Origin of the sequence: Amycolatopsis sp. NPDC049253, assembly GCF_040678995.1 — a bacterium.
Taxonomy (GTDB): Bacteria; Actinomycetota; Actinomycetes; order Mycobacteriales; family Pseudonocardiaceae; genus Amycolatopsis.
Genome location: NZ_JBFAQX010000016.1, coordinates 96501 through 122539 on the forward strand (window position 1 = coordinate 96501; position 26039 = coordinate 122539).

Here is a 26039-nt window from a genome sequence, read left to right on the forward strand (position 1 = left end):
GGGGGCCGCTACCCCAGGTCGGCGAGCAGTTCATCCAGCCGCGCGGTGGCGGCGGCGGTAGCGGAGCGGCTCGGGTCAGGCAGCAGCGCCGTCAGGGCCCAGGCTCGGCCGCGGGCCCACGTCGCGTCGTCCACGGCGAGCTTGGTGCGGAAGACCGCGCGGGACGGGCCGTCGAGCAGGGTCCACGCCGCGATCAGGTCGACGGCCGGGTCGCCGATCGCGAGGGTGCCGAAGTCGATGACCGCGGTGAGGCGGCCGTCGCGGGCGAGGAGGTTGCCGGGCGCGGGGTCGCCGTGCACCCACACCGGCGGACGGTCCCACGCGGGCGCCGTCAGCGCCGCGTCGAACAGTGCCGTGGCGGCGGCCGTGTCGATGCGACCCTCCAGCGCGGCAAGCCACGGGCGCACCCGCGACTCCACCACGGCCGAGTCTCGCTCGTCGCCCATGCCGACCCCGCGGAAGCCGTTGCTCCACTCGGGCGGCGGACCGCCGGCGGTGTCGATCGTCTGCAGCGCAAGGAAGAACTCGGCGAGGTCCGCAGCCGCCGCGCCGAGGTCCGCGAGCTGCCCCGGGTCGGGACGCCGCCCGTCGAGCCACCGGTAGACCGACCACGGGAACGGATACTCCGCAGTCGCCTCCCCCTGCGCCAACGGCACCGGAACCGTCAACGGCAGGCGCGGCCCGAGGCGCGGCAGCCAGCGCTGCTCCCGCGCGACCTGTCCTTCCCACCGCGCGAACCGCGGCAGCCGCACGGACATCGTGTCGCCCAGCCGATAGGTGGCGTTGTCCACCCCCGGCGACGGCACCGGCACGACCGGAAGCTCGGCCCACTCCGGAAATTGCCCGGCGACCAGCCGCCGCACCATTTCCACCGTGATCGTCACTTCATCGGACGACATGTCCCCTGCGGTCAACAGGCCTCCCCGGGTCGATGGCTCAGATCCAAACCACCGGCTCACCCGCTGTCCACCGAATTCCGATCACCCCCTCTCCCACCATGGCCCGCCCAGTCACGCGCTCTTCGCCAGGGCCAGCTTCTGCGCGGCGTTGACCAACGGCGCCAACCGCGTCCCGAAGTTGCGCACCGCCATTCCCGCCCGGGTGGCGGGAATGAGCATCGCGGCCGCCACAGGAACGTTGCGCTGCCTCGGATTCACCAGCTTCCGGTGCGTCGCCTCATAACGCCGGAACGCCGCCGCCGGATCCTCCGGCGTCGCGCCCAGCTCGGTGGCCAGTGTGTACGCGCCGGACATCGCCAGCGTGGACCCGTCGCCGAACAACGAGACACACGACGCCGCGTCGCCCGCAAGCACGACCCGACCCGCGGCCCAGCTCGGCAACCGCACCCGCGAAACGGAATCGAGGTACAGGTCGCCGGCAGCACGCACCTGGTCGAGCAGTTCCGACACCCGCCACCCCGCCCCGGCGTACGCGGTCTCCAGCAACCGCTTGTGCAGCTCCGTGTCGCGGTAGTCGAAGCCCGGCACCGCCGCGTGGCGGAACATGAACGCCACGATGCCGCGCTCCCGCGACGGATGCACCGCCACCGCACGGCCCGGCGAGTTGTACATGACGATCTCGCTCCGGTCGGGCACCGGCGCGGCGAGCGGCATGGTTGCCACGTACACACCCATGTGCTCCACGAACGTCACCTCCGGGCCGAAGGCCAGCCTGCGCACACCGGAGTGCAGGCCGTCGGTGCCCACCACCAGGTCGAACCGCCGCGGCGAGCCGTGCTCGAAGGTGACGTCGACCCCGCCCTCGTCCTGCGCGAGCCCGGCCACGGAGTCGTGGAACACGTATTCCGCGTCGCCGGCGCTCGCCTCGTACAGGATGCGCGCGAGGTCGGTGCGCGTCAGCTCGACGTCGGTGCCACCGCCGTCGCCCATCGCCACCCGACCGACACTTTTCCCCCGGTCGTTCACGAACCTCATGCCCCTGACCGAGGTGGCCGCTTCCCGCAGCTGCTCGGTGAGCCCCATCTTCCGCGTGACCTCGACGGCCGGCCCGCGGACGTCCACCGGGCTGCCGCTCGATCGCAGTCCCGCTGCGCGCTCCACCACGGTCGGCCGGTAGCCCGCGCGCGCCAGCCAGTAGGCGAGCGTGGGCCCCGCGACGCCCGCACCGGAGATCAGCACTGTCTTGGTGGTCATGATCCGTCATCCCCTCTCACCGCGGCCCCCTGACCGCCGGTCAGGATCGACGGTACACGCCTGTCCACCGGTCAGGCAAGGAGGTAGATTCGACCGCATGAACGAAGTCGTGCCGCCCGACACCCGCGCGCGCATCCTGCAGGTCGCCATGGACCTGTTCGCCTCGAACGGCTACCACGCGACCTCCGTGCGGGAGATCGCCGAACGGGTCGGCGTCACCAAGACCGCGGTCCTCTACCACTTCCCGGGCAAGGCCGAGATCATGGCCGCGATGGCCGAGCCCATGCTCGTCGACCTGGAAGCCACCGTCAACGAGGCGGAGGCCCTGGGCGCGGATCGGCAAGCGGCCCGCGAGGCGATCTTCGAAGGCCTGCTCGACGTCTGGCTACGGCACCGCGATCTGCTGCGGCTCAACCTGCGTGACCTGGGGCTGACCGCGTCCCAGTCGGTGTTCGACCGCTTCCGCGACAGCATGCTGCGCGCGAACCGGATCGTGGCCGGCCCGGACGCCGACCTCAACCTGGACATCCGCGCCTCGCAAGCCATCGCCATGCTGAGCGACCCAGTGGTCCTCTACGCCGACCGCCCGGTCGAGCAATTGCGCGCGGCCGTACTCGACGGCGTCCACCGCCTGTTCGACGAACCCGGCGCCCACACCGGGCGCGGCCGGCCGACCGTGATGACCGGCAACCTGCTCGTGATGTGCCGCAAGCTGCACGACCAGGGGTTCTCGGCCGCCAAGATCGCCAGTGAGCTGGGCGTTTCCCGGGCGACCGTGTACCGCCATCTCAAGAGCTAGCATTATTGAGACGCTTTATGATACTTTTGAGACACCTTCGACGCGGCGAACTCAACGAACAGACCTTCACAAGCACCAGAGAACACGGCACACGACGGCACCGGCGCGACAGATCTGAGACAGCAGCACCGAGAGAACAGCAGCACGACCACACCAGGAGGCGAATGGAACAAGCAGACCACCTACGCGAGGCGAGGCGTCAGCCCAGGACGGACCGGACCGTCTCCTCGTCACGAGCGACGACTGTGGTGCCGTCGTCGGCCGTGACGATCGGGCGCTGGATGAGCACGGGGTTCGCCGCCAGTGCTTCGATCCAGCGGGCGCGGTCGGCGGGCGTGCGCGGCCATGACTTCAGGCCGAGCTCGGTGGCGACCTTCTCGCCGGTGCGCGTGATGTCCCACGGGTCGAGCCCGAGCCGGTCCAGCACGGCCTCGAGCTCGGCCGGGGTCGGCGGGTCCTCGAGGTACCGGCGCACGGTGTAGGTGGCGCCGGCCTCGTCGAGGAGCGACACGGCCGAGCGGCACTTCGAGCAACGCGGGTTGACCCAGATTTCCACGAGGGTCACCGTACGCGACCTACTTCGCGAACGCCTGCAGCTGGCACTGGTCGGCGAGCTTGTCGAGGCTGTCGTAGGTGTCGGACGACCCGTCGTCGATCTGCCAGGTGAGGCCGTCGGCGTCGACGCTGGTGTCGGGGGCCACGTGCACGTGGGCGCCCTTGTCGGTCATGCACTTGACCATGGCGTGGAACTGGTCGTTGAACTTCGGGTTGGTCCGCGGGGAAAGCTCGGGCGGCTGCAGTGGCAGCTTTCCCTTGCAGGCCGCCTCGGCTTTCTTCGACTGGGGGCTGTCGTCGTTCATGTCGAGGGCGGGCGGGCTGCCCGGGCCGCCGACCGGGCCGGAGTGCCGTCCATCGAGGACGGCGTGGCCGTTGGTGCGGAGGCAGGAGTCGTAGGCGTCCCAGTAGGACTGTTTCTCCTCGGGCGAGCTGTCGAGACGCAGCTGCGGGCGTCCGGCGTCGGAGTCGGCCGTGGTGGCCGACGAGGCGGGGGCACCTGCGGAGGCGCTGCCGGTGTCCAGCGTGGCGACCTGCGGGGTGGCGGGCGAGCCGGAGCAGGCGCTGAGCAGGACGAACGCGGCGCCGGCGACGAGAAGGGAAATGGATGAACGCACGCCGTGAGAGTGGCAGGAGGTTGTGAGGAAGCTATGACGATGGAGTCAGGAGGCCACTAGGACGAAATCCCGCGAGTCACGGCGGGTGCCACGGATCACCCGCCGGTGGAGGGGCGTTTCGGCGTACCGTTCAGCCATGGACATGCCTCTGGCCACCGACCGCCTCGTGATCCGGGACTGGTCGATCGACGACGCCGAAGCCGCGTTCCGCATCTACGGCACGGACGAGGTCACCCACTGGCTGACGCCCGCGATGGACCGCGTCACCGACGTCGCCGCGATGCGCTCGGTGCTGCAAGCGTGGCAGGAAGCCCAGCCGAACCTGGCCCCGCCGCGCGGGCGCTGGGCCGTGGAGCGCACGTCGGACGGCGCCGTCGTGGGCGGGCTCGGGATCCGGCTGCTGCCGCCGTTCCAGGAGGATCTGGAGCTGAGCTGGCAGCTGCACCCGGACGCCTGGGGCCAGGGCTACGCGACGGAATCGGCGCGGTCGCTGATCGAGTGGGCGTTCACGCAGGACACCGAGGAGCTCTTCGCCGTGGCGCGGCCCTCCAACACGCGCGCCATCGCGACCGCCAAGCGCCTCGGCATGCAGTGGGTCGGCGAAACGACGAAGTACTACGACCTGCGGCTGCAGGTGTACCGCATCCGCCACAGCGACATCATCTAGCAGGGCCGCACTCCCGCGCGCCCACTCGACAGAGTGGCAACGCGCTCGTGCACCCGCGCCTGCGCCAAGCCGACGGGCGGCAGCGTTCCCGCACGCCGACCCAGCGCCGCGGGGGCCGCGGTCAGGCACCATCCGACGGGGCTGGAGCGCTCCCGCGCGCCGTTCGGCGGTGCCAAAGCGATTCGACGCGCAAGCCCAGCGCCGCGGCGGCGGCGCCGTCAGGCGCCAACCGACGGGCCCGGAGCGCTCCCGCGCGCCGTTCGGCGGTGCGGAGGCGTTCCCGCGCGCCAACCCGCAGGCGCGCACGACCGCGCTCCGGTGGTGAATTCCGGGCGAACAGCATGGAAAAAGTGGCCGCGAGCGAGCCTCCAGGACGGGCTGACAAGCGGGGGTCAGGCGGCCGTGATGCGCGCGAACATGGCGGCCTGTCCGTGCTTCACGCCGGTGTCGTCGATGAGGTTCCACATTGTCACGTCTTCGATCCAGAAGCGGCGGCCCGATTTGGCGATGCGCCGGCCGCGGTAGCCGCTCACGAAGCCGTGGGTGGCGACGGCGTGGACGAGGGCGTCGCGGTCTTCTTGGCGGGCCGGTTCGGCGGAGAGGCGTGAGGGCATGCCGCGGAGCTCGGTCCAGTCGCGTTCGAACGCGTGCTGGGCGACAAGGTTGGCATAGGTGAAGCGGGGGTCGTCGGCGGTGTCGTGGGCCAGGAGGCCGAAGGGGGCCTCCGCGTAGAGGTGGCGGGCGGCGTCCAGCGTGGCGCCGATCAGGGGTGTGCCGACCACGCGGCGGTAGCTGTCCACGAGAAGCCGGGCGAAGGCGGCATCAAGCGGCGACGACCCGGAGTCCGGCAACCCGGCGCCAAGCGACATGGCCTCAAGTTACGCCCGCCGCCATGATCCCTCGCGGTGCGGGTGATCGACTTCACCCCCGGGTCCACTATGGACTCCCGGCCGAAGAGAAAACTCGCCACGGCCTCCCCCTCGGGACCGTGGCGAGTCGTCCAGCCGGAAAGCCCGGCGGGCTACGCGTTGACCGGGGTCCAGAGCTCGTCGATCTCGCGCTCGGCCGCCGTCATGCTCTCGGCCGCCAGGCCGCGCAGGTCGGCCATCGCCGGGTTGGTGTCCGCGAGGGTCAGCTCCGCGGCGATGAACCGCGGCTCGATGCCGGTGATCGCCAGGCCGTGCGGGAGCCAGGACTCGGCGTGGTCCCAGCCGAAGCGCGGGGTGCCTTCGCCGTAGCCACCGCCGCGGGAGGCGAGGACGAGGAACTCGCGGCCGTCGAGCAGGCCGGTGCCCGTGGCCGGGTCGAAGGCGAGGCCGGGCGCGATCAGGTGGTCGACCCAGGCCTTCACGACGCTCGGGGCGCCGTAGTTGTACAGGGGCAGGCCGAGCAGCACCGTGGACGCCTCGATGACCTCGCCGACGAGCTCCTCGGTGAGCTTCCACGACTCGTTCTGCTCCGGCGTGCGCTGCTCGGCAGGCACGACGCGGGCCAGACCGGACGCGGCGTCGAGGTGCGGGATCGGGTTGGCGCCCAGGTCGCGGTAGGTGACGGTGCCGTCGGGGTGGGCGGCCCGCCACGCGGCGGCAGCGCGGGCGCTGAGCGCTCGGCTGACCGAGCGGTCGCCGTTGATGCTGGAGTCGATGTGGAGAAGATGAGGCATCTCGTTCGCCGTCCATAGATCGTTTGTGTAGGGCAAACCATTTATAGCACACGGACGACTCGTGAGTTCTCGTATACTGGACGCATGGCCTCGCTCCCGGTCGTCAACCAGCCGCCCCACCGGTGCGGCGCCCTGCTCGACCACCTCTCGCGCCGCGTGCGCACGCGGGCGGAATCGGTGCTGACGCCCATGAACCTGCGCCCCCGCCACCTGCTCACGCTCACCGTGCTGCGCGACCACGGCAGCAGCACCCAGCAGGCCCTGGCCGCCACGCTCGGCATCGACAGCACCAACCTCGTAGGCCTGCTCAACGACCTCGAGGCCGACAACCTCATCGAACGCCGCCGCTCCCCCGAAGACCGCCGCCGGCACGTGGTGGAGCTCACCGACGTCGGCGCGAAGAAGCTCGCCAAGGCCGAATTCGCGATGGCCGCCGTGGAAGACGAGGTGCTCTGCGCCCTGAGCGTCGAGCAGCGCGAGCAGCTCTACAGCCTCCTCCAGCAGGCCACCGCCACCACGGAGGCCGAAGCCTGCGTCGCCGCCGACGACTCCGTCCGCACCCGCGTGCAGGCCTGCGTTGCGGACGACGACAGGCCGCTGCAGAGGTAGCGCACCGCGCACCGAAAGCGCGTTGAAAAACCGGCCCCGCCCCATCCTCCTGACCGCGCCCACAATGGGTACGCCCTGAGGGGAGGATCGATGGCCGACACCGTGACCAGGCCCGTTCCGGTTCCGCTGCGGCCGGCGTGGCGGGGGCCGAAGGGCGGGCAGATCCTGAAGATCGCCCGCACGACGGACCACAAGACGATCGGTGTCCTCTACCTCTCGACGTCGTTCGCGTTCTTCCTCATCGGCGGCCTCACCGCGCTGCTGATGCGCACGGAGCTCGCCCAGCCCGGCATGCAGTTCCTGTCACCGGAGCAGTACAACCAGCTGTTCACCATGCACGGCACGATCATGCTGCTGCTCTACGCGACCCCGAACCTCTTCGGTTTCGCCAACTTCATCGTGCCGCTGCAGATCGGGTCGCCCGACGTGGCGTTCCCGCGGCTGAACGCGTTCTCCTACTGGCTGTACCTGTTCGGCGGCCTGATCGTGATCAGCAGCTATCTCACGCCCGGCGGCCCACCCGACTTCGGCTGGACCGCGTACACACCGCTGTCCGACGCCATCCACTCGCCGGGCATCGGCGGTGACCTGTGGATCACCGGGCTGATCGTCTCGGGGCTCGGCACGATTCTGGGCGCGGTGAACATGGTGACGACGATCGTCACGTTGCGCTGCCCCGGCATGACGATGTGGCGGATGCCCATCTTCACCTGGAACATCCTGCTCACCGGCGTGCTGATCCTGCTCGCGTTCCCGATCCTCACGGCCGCGCTGTTCGGGCTGCTCGCCGACAGACACATCGGCGCGCACGTCTTCGACCCGGCCAACGGCGGCGCCATCCTGTGGCAGCACCTGTTCTGGTTCTTCGGGCACCCGGAGGTCTACATCGTCGCGCTGCCGTACTTCGGCATCGTCACGGAGATCATCCCCGTCTTCAGCCGGAAACCGCTCTTCGGCTACCGGACGATGGTGTTCGCGACGATCGCCATCACCGGCCTGAGCGCCACCGTCTGGGCGCACCACATGTTCGCGACCGGCGCCGTGCTGCTGCCGTTCTTCTCGTTCATGACGTTCCTCATCGCCGTGCCCACCGGGATCAAGTTCTTCAACTGGATCGGCACGATGTGGAAGGGACAGCTGACGTTCGAATCGCCGATGCTGTGGTCGATCGGGTTCCTCGTCACGTTCCTGCTCGGCGGGCTCACCGGCGTCATCCTGGCCGCGCCCGCGCTCGATTTCCACGTGCACGACAGCTACTTCGTCGTCGCACACTTCCACTACGTGCTGTTCGGCACCATCGTGTTCGCCACGTTCGCCGGCATCTACTTCTGGTTCCCCAAGATCACCGGCCGCGTGCTCGACGAACCGCTGGCCAAGTGGCATTTCTGGACGACGTTCATCGGCTTCCACATCACGTTCCTCATCCAGCACTGGCTCGGCGACGCCGGCATGCCCCGCCGCTACGCCGACTACCTGCCCACCGACGGGTTCACCCTCATGCAGACGATCTCCACGATCGGGTCGTTCATCCTGGGGGCGTCGGTGCTGCCGTTCATCTGGAACGTGGTCAAGACCTACCGCTTCGGCGAACGCGTCGAGACCGACGATCCGTGGGGCTACGGCAATTCGCTGGAGTGGGCGACGACGTGCCCGCCACCGCGCCACAACTTCCTCGAGCTGCCCCGCATCCGCTCCGAACGGCCGGCGTTCGAGCTGCACTACCCGCACATGATCGAGCGCCTGCGCGACGAGGGCCACGTGCGCCGCAGCGGCCGCCACCGCGCGACGCCGAGCCAGGCGGCGTCCGAGGCACTGACCCCACCCGAGGACCAAGCTCGCTGACCGAAAGTGTCCTACGCTGCCTTGAGGAGGGCGGACCATGGACTCTGCGGCGGAGCGGCTCAAGAAGTACCGCGAGATGCGCGACTTCCAGCGCACGGCCGAGCCCGCGGGCGGCGACGCGGCCACCACGCCGGGAAACCGCTTCGTCGTGCAACGCCACCGCGCCCGCCGCCGGCACTACGACCTGCGCCTGGAGCTGGGCGGCGTGCTCATCAGCTGGGCCGTGCCGAAGGGCCCGACGCTGGATCCGAAGGTGCGGCGCATGGCCGTGCACGTGGAGGACCACCCGCTCGAGTACGCCGACTTCGAGGGCGTGATCCCGCACGGCGAGTACGGCGGCGGCGACGTGATCGTGTGGGACCGCGGCACCTGGGAGGCGGTCGACACCGACGACCCGGAGCAGGCGCTCGCCGACGGCAACCTGCACTTCGACCTGTTCGGCGAGAAGCTCGCCGGCCGCTTCGTGCTGATCCACCCCAGCCGCGACGGCGACGGGAAGCAGTGGCTGCTGCTGCACAAGCAGGACGACCACGCCACCGCCGGCTGGGACGCCGAGGATCACCCGAAGTCGGTGAAGAGCGGCCTGACCAACGACGAGATCAAGGCCGCGCCCCCGGCCCTCTGGCGCGGCGACCTGCCCGCGGCCGAGGCGGAGGTGCGGCTCACGCCCGAGTTCACCCCCGCGTCTCCCGCGGAGCTGAACGCCCTCGACGAGCTGGACGCGCGCGGCAGCTGGGCCGTCGCGGGGCAGAAGCTGGCGCTGACCAACCTCGACAAGGTGCTGGTCCCCGGCCGCGACGGCGAAGACCCCATCACCAAACGCGACCTCATCCGGTACTACACGCGCATCGGCCCGACGATGCTGCCCTACCTCGTGAACCGCGCGCTCAACACGCACCGGTTCCCCGGCGGCATCGAGAAACCCGGCTTCTGGCACAAGGAAGTGCCCGACCACGCGCCGAAGTGGCTGCACCGCTGGCACTACGAGGAAGCCGACCCCGACGACGTGCAGCAGTACCTCGTGCCCGAAGGCGTCGCCGACCTGGCGTGGCTGGCGAACTTCGGCGCGCTCGAGCTGCACGCGTGGACGTCGCGGATCGAGGACGTCGAGCACCCGACGTGGACGCTGTTCGACATCGACCCCGGCCCGGAGACCTCGTTCGACGACGTGCTCGCGCTGGCCCGCCTGCACCGCACGGCTTTGGAGCACCTCGGGCTGATCGGGCTGCCGAAGGTCACGGGACAGCGCGGGATCCAGGTGTGGGTGCCCGTGGAACCGCGCTACACGTATGCGGAAACGCGCAAGTGGGCCGAGACCGTGTCGAAGACGATCGGGCGGACGCTGCCCGACCTCGTGAGCTGGGCGTGGCACAAGGACCGCCGCGGGGGCAAGGCGCGGCTGGACTACACGCAGAACGTGCTGAACAAGACGCTCGTCGCGCCCTACAGCGTCCGCCCCCGGCCGGGCGCGCCGGTTTCGGTGCCGCTGCGGTGGGAGGAGCTCGACGATCCGGATCTCACTCCCGATCACTGGACGATTCGGACAGTCCTCGACCGAGTCGAGACCGTCGGTGATCCGTTCTCGGCGTTGCTGGGTGTGGAGCAGAAGCTGCCGAAACTGTGAATTATCACCGGTTCAGCTGCACCTGGAGTGCGCTCCAGGCCTAGGGTCGGGGCCATGCGATTCGGATTGTTCGTTCCCCAGGGCTGGCGTCACGACCTCGTCGGTATCGACCCGGCCGACCACTGGGACACCATGCTCGGCCTCGCGCGGTTCGCCGACGAGGGCCCCTATGAGTCCATTTGGGTCTTCGACCACTTCCACACCGTTCCCGTCCCGAGCGACGTGGAAGCCACGCACGAGGCGTGGAGCCTGATGGCGGCTTACGGCGCCGCGACTTCGCGCGTGCGGCTCGGCCAGATGTGCACCTGCATGGGGTACCGCAACCCGGCGTACCTCGCGAAGGTCGCGGCCACGATCGACGTGATCTCCGGCGGCCGCGTGGAGATGGGCATCGGCGCCGGCTGGTACGAGCACGAGTGGCTCGCGTACGGCTACGGCTTCCCCAGCGCCGGTGACCGCCTCGCCATGCTCGACGAGGGCGTGCAGATCATGCGCCAGCTGTGGACCGAGGGCAAAGCCACGCTGAACGGCAAGCACTACCAGGTCGACGGCGCGATCTCCCGCCCGCTTCCCCTTCAGGACGGCGGAATCCCGCTCTGGATCGCCGGCGGCGGCGAGAAGAAGACCCTTCGCACGGCCGCGAAGTACGCCCAGTACACCAACTTCGCCGGCGACGTCGAGGGCTTCAAGCACAAGTCGTCGGTACTCGAAGCACACTGCAAGGACGTCGGCACGGACTTCGGCAAGATCGTCCGCTCGGCCAACTACAACGTCGTGATCGGCGAGACCGAGAAGGAGGTGCAGGACCGCCTGGCGTGGGTCCGCTCGCACTACGAGCCGCACCTGCCCGCGGACGTCCTGGAGTCCACCGTCGCCAGCTACCACAACGGGCCCCTCGTGGGGACCCCGGAGCAGATCGTCGAGCGCCTGAAGGAACTCGAAGGTCTCGGCATGACCTACACCATCGCCAACTTCCTCGAAGCCGCGTACGACCGGTCGGGCGTCGAGCTGTTCACGTCGAAGGTGGTCCCGGAGCTCAGCTGAGCTTTTCGTTTCACCGGCCGGTGCCCATCGGGGTGCCGGCCGGTTTTTTTGTGGACGGGCTTCGGGATCATGCTTGTGGGGTACCGGCGGCGAGATCAGTGCCCTGGGGAAATCTTGACGCGGCAGTCCGTTGATGTTTTCGGATGATCCGCGTGGCAGAGCTCGCGAGGATCGCAGAAGTCAGACCAGCGACTCGAGAAGGTCGGGCACAGCCACCAACACCGCGGCAGCCAAGGCGAACGGCACCACCCACAAAGCCACAAACCCCAGCTGCCGCAGGGAACGCACCCCCAGACCCAGCACCACGCCAAGAGCGAGCAGAGTCGCCACCGCGAGGGCCGCCGAACCGCGGTGGAGCCATTCGCGGGCGGCGTCCGCGAGGAGGAGGCCCACGGCGGCGGCCGTCGCGAGGGTGCCGGCGCGGGTCGGGGCGCCGACGAAGCGGAAGGCCAGGCCGAGGGTTCCGGCGAGGACGGCCAGGAAGCACCACAGCACCACGGTCTGGGTGTCGATCGAGTACGGCATGCCCGGGTATTTCAGACCGTACATGACTTTCTTGCCGACGTAGAACGCCACCACGGCCGGCAGCAGGGCGGCGACGGTGCGGACGTACGCACGGCGCGGACCGCGACCGGCGGAGACGGCGACCACCAGCACGATCCACAGCACGAAGGCGTGCGCGAGAAGGCGGAGGCCTTCGTTGTAGTACGCGAACGCCGCGAAGGCGCCGGAAAGCAGGCCGGCGGCGGCCAGGGCTTCGCCCGCGCCGATGCGGCCTCGGGTCAGTGTGTTGGTCATGTGTCCCCCCAGAACGCAGACCATATCGGTAAAGAGGGGCTCAGCGTTTCGTCAGCACGACCAGGTACCGGCAAGCATCGGGGGTCGGGTTGACATAGGTGCACGGCGCGGGGCGGCCCAGCTGCAAGCAGTCCCCCGCGTCGAGTTCGTGCACGGTGGCGCCCTCGACGAAGCGGAGGTGGCCCGACAAGACCCAGATCTGGTGGTCCGCGAACGCGTACGAATCCGCCGGAAAACCCACCGACGCCCCGGCCGGCAGGGAGACCTCGACGAGTTCCGTGGAACCCGGTGGTGAGACGGCGCGGCGCACGTACCCGGTGACCGGGTCGGTCCACGTCGGTTGATCCGCGGCCCGCATCAGGCGACGGTCGGAACCCGCCTCGGCGCGCGCGACGAGTTCCGACAGGGTCAGGCCCAGCGCGGACGCGAGCCGGCTGAGCAGCACGGCCGTGGGCTGGGCCTCACCGCGTTCGATCTTGCCGATCATGGCGCGCGAGACGCCCGAGCGTTCGGCCAGAGTGCCGGCGGAGAGGTCGTGGGCGAGGCGGGCGTCGCGCAAGGTCGCGGCCAGGGAGGCTGACAGGGGGTCCGTCACAAGGTGACACTATAACAGCCAAAGTCCGCTACTATAGTGAACCATGCTGATCCGAGACGCCGACGAGCGCGACGCCGAAGCGTGCGCGGAGATCTACGCACCGTACGTGCGCGACACGACGATCACCTTCGAGACGGAGCCGCCGACGGGCGCGGAGATGGCGGAGCGCATCAGGCGCGCCGCGAAGACGCACGCGTGGCTGGTGCTGGAGATCGACGGGCACGTGGCCGGGTACGCGTACGGCGGGCCGTTCAAGGAGCGCGCCGCCTACCGCTGGTCGTGTGAGGTGAGCGTGTACCTGGAGCTGGGGCGGCGACGCACGGGTGGGGGCCGCGCGCTGTACGAAGCACTCTTCGCCCGTCTCGCCGAGCGCGGGTTCCGGACGGCCGTCGCGGGGATGACTCTGCCGAACGAGCCCAGCGAAGGCCTGCACCGGGCACTGGGGTTCGAGCCCGTGGGCACGTACCGGCGCATCGGGTGGAAACACGGAGCGTGGCGGGACGTGGCGTGGGCGCAGCGCTCACTCGTGCCCGATTCGAACGAACCGCCGGAGGAACCACGCTGAGCAGTGCAGAATGGAGCCCATGAGCGCCGACCTCGACGAGCTGCGCAGACTGCGCCGGGCCCGTGACCGGATGGACCGCGAGTACGCCGAACCCCTCGACGTGCCCGCGCTCGCCCGCACGGCGCTGATGTCGACGGCGCATTTCAGCCGCCGCTTCCGCGAGGCGTACTCCGAGACCCCATACTCCTACCTCATGACTCGCCGCATCGAACGCGCCAAGACCCTGCTGCGCAACGGTCTCACCGTCACCGAAGCGTGCTTCGCCGTCGGGTGTACGAGCCTGGGGTCGTTTTCGGCGCGGTTCACCGAGCTCGTCGGCGACACGCCCTCGGCCTACCGCGCGCGCGACCACGAGCACGTCGCCGCGGTGCCGCCGTGCCAGACGATGGTGGCGTCGCGCCCGCGCAAGACCGGCGGCGCGCCACGGCAGAGCAGTTTTGGAGAAGCGTCCGTCGGCGCGCCCGCATAACCTCACGGCATGACTGTTTCCATCGCCGCCGTGCACGTGACCGTCGACGATCCCGACGCGGCCGTCGCGTTCTACAGAGACACGCTGGGGTTCAAGGTGCGCAACGAGGTCGCCAACGACGGCTTCCGCTGGGTCACCCTCACCACCGAAACCCAGCCCGACATCGAGATCGTGCTGTCGCAGCCGCACGCCGGCCGCTCCAAGGCCGACGGCGACACCGTGGCCGAGCTGCTCGCGAAGGGTGAGCTCGGCACGATCAACCTGCGCACCGACAACCTCGACGAGACGTTCGCCAAGGTCGCCGCCGCGCCCGGGGCCGAGGTGCTGCAGGAGCCGACCGACCAGTTCTGGGGCGTGCGCGACGCCGCCGTGCGCGACCCGGCGGGGAACCTGGTGCGGATCGCGCAGGCGTAAGCAGCCGCCGTCAGTCCCCGCTGATGTCGAGGTCCTCGATGTCCTGCTCGAGCCGGGCGCGCCAGGACCACTGCGGCTGGGTCCAGTCGGTGTCGTCGGCCGGGGGCTCGCCCAGCGGCAGCGCCTGGTCGGTCACGCCGTGGGTCACGCGGTAGGCCAGCGCCGACGTCGCCGCGCGGATCCACCGGTCCCCCGCCGCCCCGGACGGCGGGGCCACGCCGAACGCGTGCGTGAACCACACGGGCAACAGCGCGCTGGAGCCGATCGCGTCGGTGATGCGCTCGCGCAGCTTGGAGTGCAGCTCTTCCCAGTCGCGTTCGGACTTCTCGATCTGGGGCAGCACGCGGGTGCGCGTGACGTCGTCGGCGGTCAGCACCTGCTGCGCGGCCTCGGCGTCCTTGAGGGCGGCGGGCAGCTGACGGTCGAGGACACCGCGGCGACGGGCGACCACTTCGGACAGTCGTGCCGGCGCGCTGCCGCGGTTCTCGTCGCCGGGCTGGGTGGTGGCGAGGATGGCGAGCACGTTGATGAGCGCGTTTTCGCTCTCTGCCAACGCTTCGCGCGCCTGCGGCAGCCGCGCGATGTCCTCTTCGTACGGACGGCGCTGGTTGGCCGTCATCAGCTGCGCGGCCAGCGCGTGGCGACGTTCGGCGTCGGCGGCGAGCTTGCGCAACGCGGGCCCGACGTCGTCGAGGTCCACCACCGGCACCTTCTCCGAGACGCGCACCGCGCGTTCGAGCAGCTGCAGGCGCTGGCGCAGCCGTTCGAGCTGGCGCGTGGCCAGGTCGAGGCGGGACTCGTGGCGGGCTTGGGCATCGGAGAAGGACTCGAACGTCTCGCGCAGCTCGGTCAGCTCGCGCCCGGTGCGCGACTCGAGGTCGACGACGGTTTCCTGCATGCCGTCGACGGTGTCGGACAGCGCGTCGAACTCGCTGCCCGTTTCCTCCTCGCCTTCGGGGTAGTACTCGGTGTCGGGGTAGTACTCGGAGTAGGTCATCGGACCTCCTGCACCAGGAACACGACGGTGACCACGGTCGCGACCGCGGCGAGCACCACCAGGATCGTCCGCACGGCGCCCGGGACCAGCAGCGCCGCGGCCGTGAGCCCCGCCGCGGCCGCCCCCGTGTACGCGGCGCGCAGGCGCCGGTCGACCATCAGGGGCGTCGGCCCGAGCGACCCGAGCGCGATCCGCAGCCCGGCGCCGAGCAGCGGCAGCGCGAACAGGACCCACACCGCGCTGATGCCGCCGAACAGCATCAGCGCGCCGACGACCATCCCCACCGCGACGGGCGCCGCCGCCAGGTACAGCGACAGCCGCTGCGCGCCGGCGCGCCGCGCCTCGAGCTTCGCCGCGCGCACCTGCTCGGTCGCGATCTCCACCTCGTGCTCCGTGCGCAGCAGGTCCTCCGCCGCGTCGACCAGGCTGTCGAGCGCACGCGTCCGCTCGTCCCCGGCTTCCGGCAGGGCACCCAGCCGCGCCCGCATGGATTCCTGCACCCGGGCGACGCGTGCCGTCGCCTGCTCGCGCTTGTGCTGCGCTGGCGTAGTCACCCGGCCACTGTAGGTACGAACCGCGCCAACCTCCGGGAACGACGCGGCTTGCCGTGGAGTGTCGCCGCCGGTCAGATGACGCCGAAGAGACAGAACCCGCCGTCGGGCCCCTTGCGCAGCACGAACGTGGCGCGGTACGGCAACGGGTTTCCGGGATAGTCGGAGTTGACGTCCACGAACTGCGTGATCTCGTGCAGCGGCTCGACCTCCCGGACGCGGTAATTGCCCACGTTCGGGTCCGCGAAATGCCCGTTCACCAGCGAGGCCGGACTCTCGTCCGCCGACTCGCACACATAGGCGGCGGCTCCGGCGAGGTCGTGGGCGTTGAGCTTGCCGAGCAGCTCGTTCATGAACTGCGGCTCAAGCAGGGTGCTCGCGGCGCCGACGGGGTGGTTCTTGTTCAGGAAGAACCCGGGCGCGACGAAACCCGTGATCGCGACGCCGGCCGCCAGCACCACGACGACGCCGAGGGTGATCCAGAGCCAGAGGAGGTTCCGCTTCTTCGGTTTCTGTGGTGGTGGCGGGTAGCCGGGTGGCGGGTAGCCCGGTTGGGCCCGCTGCTGTTGCGGGTACGGCTGCTGGGGGTAGGGCTGCTGCTGTTGCGGGTACGGCTGCTGGGGGTAGGGCTGCTGCTGTTGCGGGTACGGCTGCTGCTGCGGATACGGCCCACCCGGCTGCGGCGGGTAACTCATCCTCGTCCTCGAAATCTCACAAAACGTAAGTTACCCACATCGCGAGCGTAATTCTCGACGAGCCTGGCGCCGCACCCAGCCGCCGAACTTTGCGCCCAGGGGCCCCTCCGCCGCCAGGCAGACCCCCGCCCTCTCCGGGGGAGCGTGCCCTTGTCCAGCATATAGGCCACCCCCGGCAAAACCCGTGGTCCACCCAGTCGGAGGGCGGAGTTATCCACAACTCGAGGTGGATGTGGACAACTCTGGTCAAGACTGCCGTCGAGCGGACAAATCGGGACTGTTGGGCGAGTTCTCAACAACCGAATCAGCTGCACAACCCGCGAATCGACACCCGATCACCGCCATCCGAGTGATTCCGAGCGAGTCTGCGCGGCAAGGCCCAACACCCGATCGAACTCCGGGGATCTCCCCGAGGTGGCGCGGGCGCGGAGCGGGCAGAATCGAGCGGTGCGGATCAGCTTGCTGGGCCCCCTGGAGGTCCGGACGGACGACGGCGCGCTCGTCGAGGTCGCGGGTGCGCGGCTGCGGGCGCTGCTGAGCGCGCTGGCGCTGGAGCCCGGCCGGGAGGTTTCGGCGGCCCGGCTGATCGACGCGGTGTGGGGCGAGCACCCGCCGGCGACGGCCAACGCGTTGCAGGCGCTCGTTTCGCGGCTGCGCAAGGCCGGGGTGACGCTGGAGTCGACGTCGGCGGGGTACCGGCTTTCGGCGAGCGTGGACGCGACGCGGTTCGAGGAGCTCGTCGCGAAGGCGCGGCACGCGGGCGATGCGGAGGCCGTCACGCAGCTGCGGGAGGCACTGGCTCTGTGGCGGGGTCCCGTTCAAGCCGACGGCGCTTATTTCCACGCCCCGCTCGCGCGGCTCACCGAGCTGCGGCTGGGCGCGGCGGAGGACCACGCCGAGGCAGCGGTGCGGTCAGGCGGCGGCGAGGAACTGGCCGCGGAGCTCGCCACCCTCCTGGCGGAACACCCGTTGCGCGAACGCCTCGCCGCAGCCCTCATGCGCGCCCTGTGCGCAGCCGGGCGGCCCGCCGATGCGCTGACCGTCTACGAACGCCTCCGCAAGGCCCTCGCCGAGGAGCTCGGCACGGACCCGTCGGCACAGCTTTCCGCCCTGCACACGGCAATCCTGCGTGACTCCCCTGTGGACAGTCACGAGGAGCCGCGCAACAACCTGCGCGCCGGCCTCACGAGCTTCGTCGGCCGCGACGCCGACGTCGCCCAGGTCGCCAAGCTCGTCGCCGAATACCGCCTGACGACGCTCACGGGACCGGGCGGCGCCGGCAAAACGCGCCTGGCCACCGAAACCGCCCGCACGCTGCTCGACCGCACGCCGGGTGACGTCTGGCTCGTCGAACTCGCCCCGATCACCGACGGCGCCGACGTCACCCAGACCGTGCTCACCACCCTCGGTCTGCGAGAACAGGGGCAGCTCGGCCTGGCCACCGGCGGCTCGCCGATCGACCGGGCCGTCGGCGCCCTGCGCGGCCGCGAAGCCCTGCTGGTGCTGGACAACTGCGAACACGTCGTCGACGCCGCCGCCGAACTGGCCGAACGTCTCCTCGGCGAATGCCCGCGCCTGCGCATCGTCGCCACGAGCCGCGAACCGCTCGCCGTCACGGGGGAAGCGCTGTGGCCGGTGGAACCGCTGGCCTTGCCACCGCAGGACGCGAGCGCCGCCGAAGCCATGACCTGCGCTTCCGTGCGCCTCCTCGCGGACCGCGCCGCAGCGGTGCGCCCGGGCTTCGAGGTGGACGCCTCCACCGTCGATGCCGTCACCCGCATCTGCCGGGCCCTCGACGGCATGCCCCTGGCCGTCGAACTGGCCGCCGCGCGCCTGCGCTCCCTCACCGTCGCCCAGCTGGCCGCCCGCCTCGACGACCGCTTCCGCCTCCTGACCGCCGGCAGCCGCACCGCGCTGCCCCGGCACCGCACCCTGCGCGCCGTCGTCGACTGGAGCTGGGAACTCCTGTCCGACGCCGAGCGCACCCTGCTCCGCCGCCTCGCCGTCTTCTCCGGCGGCGCCACCTCCGAAGCCGCCGCCGCGGTCTGCGGCACCGAGGACGCTCCCGACCTGCTCACCGCCCTTGTCGACAAGTCGCTCCTCGTCGTCTCCGACACCCCCGAACCGCGCTACACCATGCTCGAAACCATCAAGGCCTACGCCCTCGAACGCCTCACCGAAGCCGACGAACGCGACTTGCTGCGACGCGCCCACGCCACCTGGTTCGCCCAGCTCGCCGAAGCTGCCGACCCCCACCTGCGCCGCGCCGAACAGCTCGAATGGCTCGCCCGCCTCACCGCCGACCACGGCAACCTCACGGCCGCCGTCCGCTCCGCCATCACGGCGGGCGACGCGGCGACGGCGATCCGCCTCGTCGTCGCCTCCGGCTGGTACTGGCTCCTCCGCGGCCACCGCGCCGAAGGCATGGAACTGACCGTCGCCGCCCTCGCCGTCCCCGGCAAGGTGGACAACGAGGACCGTGCCTCCGCCAACGCCCTCTGCGTCCTCTTCTCCACGGCCGGTTTGGCCGACGACCATTCCGCCGAGTCCAGGATCCACACCGCCTTGGAACTGACGGAAGGCGGCCCCCGCGCCCACCCCGCACTCCGCTTCATGGTCCCGCTCGAACAGCTGTTGTCCAGCACCCCCACCGACGCACCCCCACGTCTGGACACTTTGGACACCCTCCTGGCCGACGAGGATCCCTGGCTCCGCGCCCACGCCCGCCTCACTCGCGCCCGCCTGCAGTTCAACACCAGCCACGGCCGCGCCTCCACCCAAACCGACCTCGAAGAATCCGTGCGTCTGTTCCGCCTCACCGGCGAACGCTGGGGCCGCTCCCTCGCCCTGAGCAGCCTCGCCGAAATCATCGCCCGCAACGGCGAACTCCACCGAGCCGTCGACCACTACGCCGAAGCCATCGACGTCCTCACGGAAATCGGCACACTCGACGACGTCCTCCACATCTGGGGCCGCCAAGCCCACCTCCTCTGGCTGATGGGCGACCCTGCCTCCGCCGCAGCCGCCCTCGCGTCCGCCGACCGCGACGCCGCCGCCGCGGTCTCCCCCGATGCCCTCGCCGGCCTCGCCCACGCCAAGGGCGACCTGGCCCGCTGGCGCGGCGACTCCGCTGCCGCGATGCGATTCTTCGATCAGGCCGAGGCCCTGGTTCAGCACCTCCCGCTACATCCCGTGTTCCGAGCAATGATGGCCCAGTCCCGCGCATTCGTGGCCGCAGACAACGGCAACCTCCCCGCAGCAGCAACCCAGCGCCGAACCGCTTTCGACCTGACCACCACAACGGGCGACGCGATGTATTTGTCGCAAGTGGTTGCGGGCATCGCGGATCACGCTCTTCGCACCAACCGAGCAAAGGACGCAGCACATCTACTGAAGACGGCACACGAACTGAGCGGCGGATTAGACCACAGCTCACCCGATGCCGTACGACTGGGCCAACTGATCACAGTGGACAATGATGCGGCACCGATGAACATGGAGGAACTGGCGGCAATGACCTTCTCGGTTCTCGAGTAATACCCCAGGCACACCGGTCACCCCCCGATATGCAATAAGCCCCCACGCACGACCAGCCACCCACCGTCCGCCGGCCAAACCCATCTCCCCAACAGACGGCGGGTGCACCCAACTCAAGATCTCCTCAACCACACCCCCCCGACCCTTCCCCGGCCGGCCCCCGACGAAGGTGAACCCACACGGCTCGGGGTAGCTTGTCAAGGTACTCTTTCCCGCCTTGACAAGCTACCCCGAGCCGTCGTGACAATTGAAACTTCGGGGAGTCATTCCTGGGTCATGTTTTTGTCTTTTGATCTTTTAAAGATTAAAGATCAAAGAAGATGCAGATGGCTAGCCCCCGCTGCGCTCAATGGTTCTACGGGGGCCGGCCGGGGGAAGGTTAGCCGGAGAAACCGACGGCTTTGTTGGGGGGTTGGGTTGAGAGTCGTGTCTGCCGATCGGTGACCATTGGGCAGATGGCTGGCCGTTGGATCGGTGCGTCCGGAGGGTGGTCGGGTTGAGAGTCGCGTCTGCCGATCGGTGGCCAATGGGCAGATGGGTGGCCGCCGTCCCGGTGCGTCCGGTGGGTGGTCGGGTTGCGTGGCGGTGGGGAGGTGACCGTTGGGCAGATGGTCGCCAGGGGGCCGAGGAGAGCTAAGCCATCAAGCGCCCCCAAACGGGCCCCGGGCGCCAAGACTCTCCGGCCAACCCCCATAGACGGCCATGGTGCGATGGCCACCATGGAGATTCGGGAGATGCGGGCGTTCGTCGCCGTCGTCGAGGAGGGTGGGCTGTCGGCGGCGGCGCGGCGGTTGCACGTGAGCCAGCCGGCGGTGTCGCAGACGGTGCAGGCGCTGGAGCGGCAGTTGGGGGTGCAGTTGCTGGTCCGGAGCAACGCTGGGGTGCAGCCCACCGAGGCGGGGGTGACGTTGGCGGGTGAGGCGCGCGCGGTGCTGGCGCGGCATGACCAGGCGGTGGCGGCGGTGACGCGGCATGCGTCGGGGAGTTTGTTGCGTGTCGGGATTCCGTTGGAGTTGCCGCCGGATTTGATATCGCGGGCGCTGGCGGATCTGGCCGGGGCGCTTCCGGGCACGAGGGTGCAGGTGGTGCACGCGTCGACGACCGGGCAGTTCGAGCTGTTGCAGAAGGGCGAGCTCGAGCTGGGCCTCGTGCGCGAGCGGCCGGTGGGGCCGGAGCTCGACGCGATGCCGGTGCTGGAGGAGAAGCTGGGTGTGCTGCTGTCGAAGGAGCAGGCCGACAAGCTGGGCGGGTCCGACGGGATCCGGCTCGACGCGCTGGTCGGGCTGGAGTGGATCGGGTTCGCGCGGGAGGGCAGCCCGGCGTGGTACGACGAGGTGACCGCGATCTTCCGGTCGCACGGGCTCGACATCGGCCCCGATCCGACGGCCGGGCACTCGCTGATCTCCGAGCTCAAGTTCGCCGCCGTGAGCGCGGGTGGCGCGTTCACGCTCGCGCCGCCGAACTGGACGCAGCCCGTGCCCGAGCACCTGGCGTGGTGTCCGCTGCTGGGATCCCCGCTCGTGAGACGGACGTGGGCGGTGTGGCCGGCGTCGTCGCATCGGCGTGACCTCGGGTATCTGGTGGCGGCACTGGACGTCTTATAGGGGTCATAAGCGAGGCGAATCGCCAGGTCGGAAGGCTGGTCGGCCCGTTTCGCTTGAACGAGGCGGCTGCGCACCACGGCGCGGCCGGACTCGGGAGAAGTGACTGAAATGACGGCAGAACTGTCGGGAACCACGGCTCTGATCACGGGCGCGACGAGCGGCATCGGGCGCGCGACGGCGGTGGCGCTGGCGAAGCTGGGCGCCCACGTGCTGGTGAGCGGTCGCGACGCCGGCCGTGGTGAGCAGGTGGTGAAGGAGATCGTCGCCGAGGGCGGGCAGGCCGCGTTCCTGGCCTCCGACCTGGCCGACGCGGCTTCGGCGCAAGACCTCGCTTCGCGCGCCCTCGCGGTGACGGGACGCGTGGACGTGCTGGTGAACAGCGCCGGCGTGTTTCCCTTCGGCCCCACCGAGGACACGTCGGAGCAGGACTTCGACGCGGTGTACTCGCTGAACGTGAAAGCGCCGTACTTCCTTGTCGCGGCCCTCGCGCCGGCGATGGCCACGCGCGGTGCGGGGTCGATCGTGAACGTGTCGACCATGGTCGCCGAGTTCGGCGCCGCGGGCATGGGCCTCTACGGCTCCAGCAAGGCGGCGCTCGAGCTGCTGACGAAGTCGTGGTCCGCGGAATTCGGCCCGCGCGGCGTGCGCGTGAACGCCGTCAGCCCCGGCCCGACGCGCACCGAAGGCACGGCCGTGATGGGCGAAAGCCTGGACCAGCTGGCGTCGCTCGCCCCCGCCGGCCGTCCCGCCGGCCCGGACGAGATCGCGGCGGCGATCGTGTTCCTGGTGACCGGTGGCGCGAGCTTCATCCACGGCGCGGTGCTGCCGGTGGACGGCGGACGGGTTGCGGTGTAACGAACTCTCGGGTGGGTGAGCCGGCGCTGACCGAGCGCCGGCACTCCCCTCGATCCACCGGGGACGAGACCTACTGGTGCTGCAGTTCTTTCGACTTCCGCAGCGACCGCAGTGACCGCGAATCCGCGAAGCCCGCGCTACGGGCCGCCGCCTCGATGCTCGATCCGTCGGCCAGCAGGTGCTCGGCGTGTTCCAGCCGCAGCGTTTGCTGATAGCGCAACGGAGTCATGCCCACGGCGTCGAGGAAATGCCGCGTGACCGTCCGTTCGCTGCAGCCCAGTTCCCGCGCCAGGGACGAAAGCCGCAGGGGTTCCGCGTAGCGCGTTTCGATCAGGTCCTGCACGCGGTGCACCAGATCGGACAGGTGGTTGCGGTGACGGAGGAGGCCGGTGACGGGCTGCTGGCCGTTGCGGCGCGCGTAGAAGACGAGCGAACGCGCGATGCGGCCCGCGACGCCGGGGCCGTGGGCGGTGGCGACGAGGTGCAGCGCCAGGTCGATGCCGCTGGCCATGCCGGCGGACGAGGCGACGCGGCCGTCGACGACGTAGAGCACGTCGCGGACCACGGTGGTGGCCGGGTAGCGCAGGGCGAGGTCGTCCTGGAGGTCGTGGTGGGTGGTGCAGCGGCGGCCGTCGAGCAGGCCCGCCTCGGCCAGGGCGACGGTGCCCGCGCAGACGCTCGCGACGAGGCCACCCGCCGAGTGGTGGAGTCGCAGCAGGTCGAGCCCGCGCGGCATGGCGGGCGCGACGCCCGGGGTGAAGCCGGCGCCGCCCGGGACCACGAGGATGTCGTCGCGGCCGAGAACGGGAGCGTGGGTCGAGGCGCGCACCGGCAGTCCCTCGGCGGTGGGCACGTCGGCTTCCTCGGCGAAGTAGGCCAGCTCGTAGGGCAGGCCCAGCGAGCGCGCGGCGAGGAACACGTCGGCCGCGCCCGCGATGTCCAGCAGGTACGCCTGAGGTGCGAGCAGGAACACCACCCTCGTCATGAGCGCGACGCTACCCGCGGGCGTCCCCCGGACCGGCGGCATCAGCGCAGGTCCGGGGGACCTCGGGTAAGGGTGCTGCCCTCGTGGGCCCAGCAGTGGCGAACGCGTCACGCCGCCGGCGAAGGCACCTTCTCGCTTTCGATCGGCGGTCCCGGCGGGGTTCCGTCGCCGAACGGCCGGCCGCCCAGCTCCTCGCGGCCGTGCGGCGTCAGCCAGCCCGACAGGTCGGGTCCGGCGGGGATGATGCCGGTCGGGTTGATGGAGCGGTGCACCACGTAGTAGTGCTCCTTGACCTGGTCGAAGTCGATCGTGTCGCCGAAGCCGGGAGTCTGGAACAGGTCGCGCGTGTATGCCCAGAGCACCGGCATCTCGGTGAGCTTCTCGCGGTTGCACTTGAAGTGGCCGTGGTACACCGCGTCGAAGCGGACGAGCGTGGTAAACAGGCGCACGTCGGCCTCGGTGATGGTGTCGCCGACGAGGTAGCGCTGGGTCGCGAGGCGCTCGGACAGCCAGTCGAGCCGGGCGAAGAGCGCGTTGTACGCCTTCTCGTACGCCTCCTGCGAGCCGGCGAAACCGGCCTTGTAGACGCCGTTGTTCACGTCGTGGAACACCTTGTCGGCGACGTCGTCGATCTCGTCACGCAGGGGTTCCGGGTACAGGTCGGGTGCGCCTTCGCGGTGGTAGGCGCGCCATTCCAGCGACAGGTCGAGCGTCATCTGCTTGAAGTCGTTGGTCACGACCTGGCCGGTGGGCACGTCGACGATCGCCGGCACCGTGATGCCGCGCGGGTACTGCGGGTCGCGCTTGAAGAAGGCCTCCTGCAGGCGCTCGATGCCCAGCACCGGGTCACGCCCGCCGGGGTCGAGGTCGAACGTCCAGCTGCGCTGGTCGTGCGTCGGCCCGCAGATGCCCATGGACAGCACGTCCTCGAGGCCCAGCAGCCGGCGCACGATCGACGCGCGGTTGGCCCACGGGCAGGCGCGGGCGATCACCAGGCGGTAGCGGCCGGGCTCCACCGGCCAGCCGTCGCGGCCGTCGGCGGTGATGCGGTCGGCGAGGTAGTTCTGGTCGCGCTTGAACTCGCCCTTGTCGGCGGTCATGTCACCACTTTCGTCGAAGGGTTGCAGGTCACTCGGGACACGGCTGGGCGCCGTCCGGCTCCAGCGCCGCGGCCACCCGCGCGAGGATCGGGCCCGCGCCGCGGATCTCTTCGGGGGTCAGGTGGTCGAACAGGTGTGACCGTACGCGCGCGAGGTGCCCCGGGTAGGCCCCCGCGAGCTTCGAACGGCCCGATTCGGTGAGCGACGCGTTGGCCGCGCGGCCGTCGCTCTCGCACTTGACCTTCTCCACCAGGCCGCGCTTGACCAGGCTGTCGACGACGCGGCTGATGCGGCTGAGCGAGAGCGCCGTGGCCTTGGCCAGGTCGGACAGCCGCAGCCACCCCTCCTCGGCCTCCGACAGGGACACGAGCACGGTGTAGTCCGTCATCGAGATGCCGGTCTCGTTCACGAAGTGGTCTTCCAGCACGCGCGGCAACACGGTGATGATCCGCGTCAAGGGCCGCCACACGGCCTCTTCTTCCCTGCTCAACGGCACTCTGTCCACCATATGGGCAGTCTACCGGAATACTTGCTCGCGCAATCAGGTTATGTGGGCTAGAGTCTTGTTGAGCCCTCAACCAAGTGGTTGGGGGAGCGAACCCGAAGGAAGAGATCCCATGACCAGCGCGACCACCACTTACCCCCAGCTGACCGGCGAGTACACGATCGACGCCGCCCACAGCCGCATCGGCTTCGTCGCCCGCCACGCGATGGTGACGAAGGTCCGCGGCGCGTTCAACGAGTTCGACGGCGCCTTCACCGTCGACGGTGAGAACCCGGCGAACTCGACCGCCAAGGTCACCATCCAGGCGCACAGCATCGACACCCGCAACGCCGACCGCGACGGGCACATCCGCGGCAACGACTTCCTCTCGATGGACGAGTACCCGCAGATCACCTTCGTGTCCACCGGCATCACCCAGACCGGCGACACCAGCTTTGACGTGACCGGCGACCTCACCATCAAGGGCGTTGCCAAGTCCATCACCATCCCCTTCGAGTTCGAGGGCTCGGCGAAGGACCCGTTCGGCAACGACCGTGTCGGCTTCGAGGGCTCCACCACCATCTCCCGCAAGGACTACGGCATCACCTGGAACGCCGCGCTCGAGACCGGCGGCGTGCTGGTGTCCGACAAGGTCACCCTCGAGTTCGAGGTCTCGGCGATCAAGAACGCCTGAACCTCGTCTCAGACCCCGGGTAACCGGGTCGCGCAGGGCCGGCTCACCGACTTCGGTCGATGAGCCGGCCCGTCGGCCTCTCCGGGGCCGTTTCGGCGTGGACGCCAGTGCCGCGACCGAGGT

The 26039-nt window shown here is 70.0% G+C and carries 27 protein-coding genes; 13 read left to right on the top strand and 14 right to left on the bottom strand.

The window, feature by feature from the left end; translation table 11 throughout:
* Positions 1-8: 8 nt before the first annotated feature.
* Both AB0K15_RS30450 and AB0K15_RS30455 read right to left on the bottom strand, forming a co-directional pair.
* Positions 9-914, bottom strand: a complete 906-nt coding sequence (locus AB0K15_RS30450; RefSeq protein WP_364057928.1) for an aminoglycoside phosphotransferase family protein — start codon at positions 912-914, stop codon at positions 9-11.
* 96 nt (positions 915-1010) lie between these two features.
* The gene (locus tag AB0K15_RS30455) at positions 1011-2153 is read right to left on the bottom strand and encodes an FAD-dependent monooxygenase (RefSeq protein WP_364057931.1); all 1143 of its coding nucleotides are present in this window, start codon (positions 2151-2153) and stop codon (positions 1011-1013) included.
* A 97-nt stretch (positions 2154-2250) separates the two neighbouring features.
* Here AB0K15_RS30455 and AB0K15_RS30460 point away from each other — a divergent pair, with 97 nt between their 5' ends.
* Entirely contained in the window at positions 2251-2952 is a 702-nt protein-coding gene (locus AB0K15_RS30460; RefSeq protein WP_364057934.1) for a TetR family transcriptional regulator, read from the top strand.
* A gap of 199 nt (positions 2953-3151) precedes the next feature.
* On the opposite strand, the gene AB0K15_RS30465 is transcribed toward AB0K15_RS30460, so the two are convergent.
* Together AB0K15_RS30465 and AB0K15_RS30470 are read right to left on the bottom strand one after the other, a co-directional pair.
* The gene (locus tag AB0K15_RS30465) at positions 3152-3508 is read right to left on the bottom strand and encodes an arsenate reductase family protein (RefSeq protein ID WP_364058202.1); all 357 of its coding nucleotides are present in this window, start codon (positions 3506-3508) and stop codon (positions 3152-3154) included.
* Between the two features lie 19 nt (positions 3509-3527).
* Positions 3528-4124, bottom strand: a complete 597-nt coding sequence (locus AB0K15_RS30470; protein ID WP_364057937.1) for a hypothetical protein — start codon at positions 4122-4124, stop codon at positions 3528-3530.
* A 136-nt stretch (positions 4125-4260) separates the two neighbouring features.
* Between AB0K15_RS30470 and AB0K15_RS30475 the strand changes: the two genes are divergently transcribed.
* Positions 4261-4791, top strand: coding sequence for a GNAT family N-acetyltransferase (locus AB0K15_RS30475; protein WP_364057940.1), 531 nt, complete (start codon positions 4261-4263; stop codon positions 4789-4791).
* Positions 4792-5183: 392 nt separating this feature from the next.
* On the opposite strand, the gene AB0K15_RS30480 is transcribed toward AB0K15_RS30475, so the two are convergent.
* Positions 5184-5660 carry an MEKHLA domain-containing protein gene (locus tag AB0K15_RS30480; RefSeq protein ID WP_364057943.1) on the bottom strand — a complete coding sequence of 159 codons (477 nt, stop codon included), beginning with the start codon at positions 5658-5660 and terminating at the stop codon, positions 5184-5186.
* A gap of 152 nt (positions 5661-5812) precedes the next feature.
* Positions 5813-6454 carry an NAD(P)H-dependent oxidoreductase gene (locus tag AB0K15_RS30485; RefSeq protein WP_364057946.1) on the bottom strand — a complete coding sequence of 214 codons (642 nt, stop codon included), beginning with the start codon at positions 6452-6454 and terminating at the stop codon, positions 5813-5815.
* An 84-nt stretch (positions 6455-6538) separates the two neighbouring features.
* Here AB0K15_RS30485 and AB0K15_RS30490 point away from each other — a divergent pair, with 84 nt between their 5' ends.
* The 4 genes from AB0K15_RS30490 (at position 6539) to AB0K15_RS30505 (ending at position 11573) form a co-directional block, all read left to right on the top strand.
* A complete protein-coding gene (locus tag AB0K15_RS30490) occupies positions 6539-7063 on the top strand; it encodes a MarR family winged helix-turn-helix transcriptional regulator (RefSeq protein WP_364057949.1) in 525 nt (174 codons plus the stop codon).
* A gap of 90 nt (positions 7064-7153) precedes the next feature.
* Positions 7154-8905, top strand: a complete 1752-nt coding sequence (gene ctaD, locus AB0K15_RS30495) for a cytochrome c oxidase subunit I (RefSeq protein ID WP_364057952.1) — start codon at positions 7154-7156, stop codon at positions 8903-8905.
* Positions 8906-8942: 37 nt separating this feature from the next.
* On the top strand, positions 8943-10529 hold the full coding sequence (ligD, locus tag AB0K15_RS30500) for a non-homologous end-joining DNA ligase (protein WP_364057955.1): 1587 nt from the start codon (positions 8943-8945) through the stop codon (positions 10527-10529).
* 54 nt (positions 10530-10583) lie between these two features.
* Positions 10584-11573, top strand: a complete 990-nt coding sequence (locus AB0K15_RS30505; RefSeq protein ID WP_364057958.1) for an LLM class F420-dependent oxidoreductase — start codon at positions 10584-10586, stop codon at positions 11571-11573.
* Between the two features lie 180 nt (positions 11574-11753).
* Here the strand turns inward: AB0K15_RS30505 and AB0K15_RS30510 are convergent, their stop codons facing one another.
* On the bottom strand, positions 11754-12371 hold the full coding sequence (locus AB0K15_RS30510) for a hypothetical protein (protein ID WP_364057961.1): 618 nt from the start codon (positions 12369-12371) through the stop codon (positions 11754-11756).
* A 40-nt stretch (positions 12372-12411) separates the two neighbouring features.
* Positions 12412-12966: an XRE family transcriptional regulator gene (locus tag AB0K15_RS30515; protein WP_364057964.1), complete on the bottom strand. Its 555-nt coding sequence runs from the start codon at positions 12964-12966 to the stop codon at positions 12412-12414.
* Positions 12967-13009: 43 nt separating this feature from the next.
* Between AB0K15_RS30515 and AB0K15_RS30520 the strand changes: the two genes are divergently transcribed.
* The 3 genes from AB0K15_RS30520 to AB0K15_RS30530 are packed head-to-tail and all read left to right on the top strand — an operon-like array spanning position 13010 to position 14414.
* Complete coding sequence (locus tag AB0K15_RS30520) at positions 13010-13531, top strand: N-acetyltransferase family protein (protein ID WP_364057967.1); 522 nt, start codon at positions 13010-13012, stop codon at positions 13529-13531.
* A gap of 19 nt (positions 13532-13550) precedes the next feature.
* A complete protein-coding gene (locus AB0K15_RS30525) occupies positions 13551-14000 on the top strand; it encodes a helix-turn-helix transcriptional regulator (RefSeq protein WP_364057970.1) in 450 nt (149 codons plus the stop codon).
* A 9-nt stretch (positions 14001-14009) separates the two neighbouring features.
* Positions 14010-14414 carry a VOC family protein gene (locus tag AB0K15_RS30530; RefSeq protein ID WP_364057973.1) on the top strand — a complete coding sequence of 135 codons (405 nt, stop codon included), beginning with the start codon at positions 14010-14012 and terminating at the stop codon, positions 14412-14414.
* Between the two features lie 10 nt (positions 14415-14424).
* Here AB0K15_RS30530 and AB0K15_RS30535 read toward each other — a convergent pair whose 3' ends face one another.
* The 3 genes from AB0K15_RS30535 to AB0K15_RS30545 form a co-directional block, all read right to left on the bottom strand.
* Positions 14425-15411 (bottom strand): hypothetical protein, encoded by a 987-nt coding sequence (locus AB0K15_RS30535; protein WP_364057976.1) that lies wholly within the window; start codon positions 15409-15411, stop codon positions 14425-14427.
* The gene (locus tag AB0K15_RS30540; RefSeq protein ID WP_364057979.1) at positions 15408-15965 is read right to left on the bottom strand and encodes a hypothetical protein; all 558 of its coding nucleotides are present in this window, start codon (positions 15963-15965) and stop codon (positions 15408-15410) included. The genes AB0K15_RS30535 and AB0K15_RS30540 overlap by 4 nt, the downstream gene beginning before the upstream one ends.
* Positions 15966-16036: 71 nt before the next feature.
* Entirely contained in the window at positions 16037-16657 is a 621-nt protein-coding gene (locus AB0K15_RS30545) for a hypothetical protein (protein ID WP_364057982.1), read from the bottom strand.
* Positions 16658-17104: 447 nt separating this feature from the next.
* Here AB0K15_RS30545 and AB0K15_RS30550 point away from each other — a divergent pair, with 447 nt between their 5' ends.
* From AB0K15_RS30550 to AB0K15_RS30560, 3 genes are all read left to right on the top strand, one after another.
* A complete protein-coding gene (locus AB0K15_RS30550) occupies positions 17105-20194 on the top strand; it encodes a BTAD domain-containing putative transcriptional regulator (RefSeq protein WP_364057985.1) in 3090 nt (1029 codons plus the stop codon).
* Between the two features lie 719 nt (positions 20195-20913).
* On the top strand, positions 20914-21798 hold the full coding sequence (locus tag AB0K15_RS30555) for a LysR family transcriptional regulator (protein WP_364057987.1): 885 nt from the start codon (positions 20914-20916) through the stop codon (positions 21796-21798).
* Positions 21799-21906: 108 nt separating this feature from the next.
* Complete coding sequence (locus AB0K15_RS30560) at positions 21907-22653, top strand: SDR family oxidoreductase (RefSeq protein WP_364057990.1); 747 nt, start codon at positions 21907-21909, stop codon at positions 22651-22653.
* Between the two features lie 70 nt (positions 22654-22723).
* Here the strand turns inward: AB0K15_RS30560 and AB0K15_RS30565 are convergent, their stop codons facing one another.
* From AB0K15_RS30565 to AB0K15_RS30575, 3 genes are all read right to left on the bottom strand, one after another.
* Entirely contained in the window at positions 22724-23638 is a 915-nt protein-coding gene (locus AB0K15_RS30565) for a DJ-1/PfpI family protein (protein WP_364057993.1), read from the bottom strand.
* A gap of 107 nt (positions 23639-23745) precedes the next feature.
* Positions 23746-24738, bottom strand: a complete 993-nt coding sequence (locus AB0K15_RS30570) for a glutathione S-transferase C-terminal domain-containing protein (RefSeq protein ID WP_364057996.1) — start codon at positions 24736-24738, stop codon at positions 23746-23748.
* Between the two features lie 28 nt (positions 24739-24766).
* On the bottom strand, positions 24767-25246 hold the full coding sequence (locus tag AB0K15_RS30575; protein ID WP_364057999.1) for a MarR family transcriptional regulator: 480 nt from the start codon (positions 25244-25246) through the stop codon (positions 24767-24769).
* 109 nt (positions 25247-25355) lie between these two features.
* Between AB0K15_RS30575 and AB0K15_RS30580 the strand changes: the two genes are divergently transcribed.
* A complete protein-coding gene (locus AB0K15_RS30580) occupies positions 25356-25916 on the top strand; it encodes a YceI family protein (protein ID WP_364058002.1) in 561 nt (186 codons plus the stop codon).
* The last annotated feature ends 123 nt before the right edge of the window (positions 25917-26039 follow it).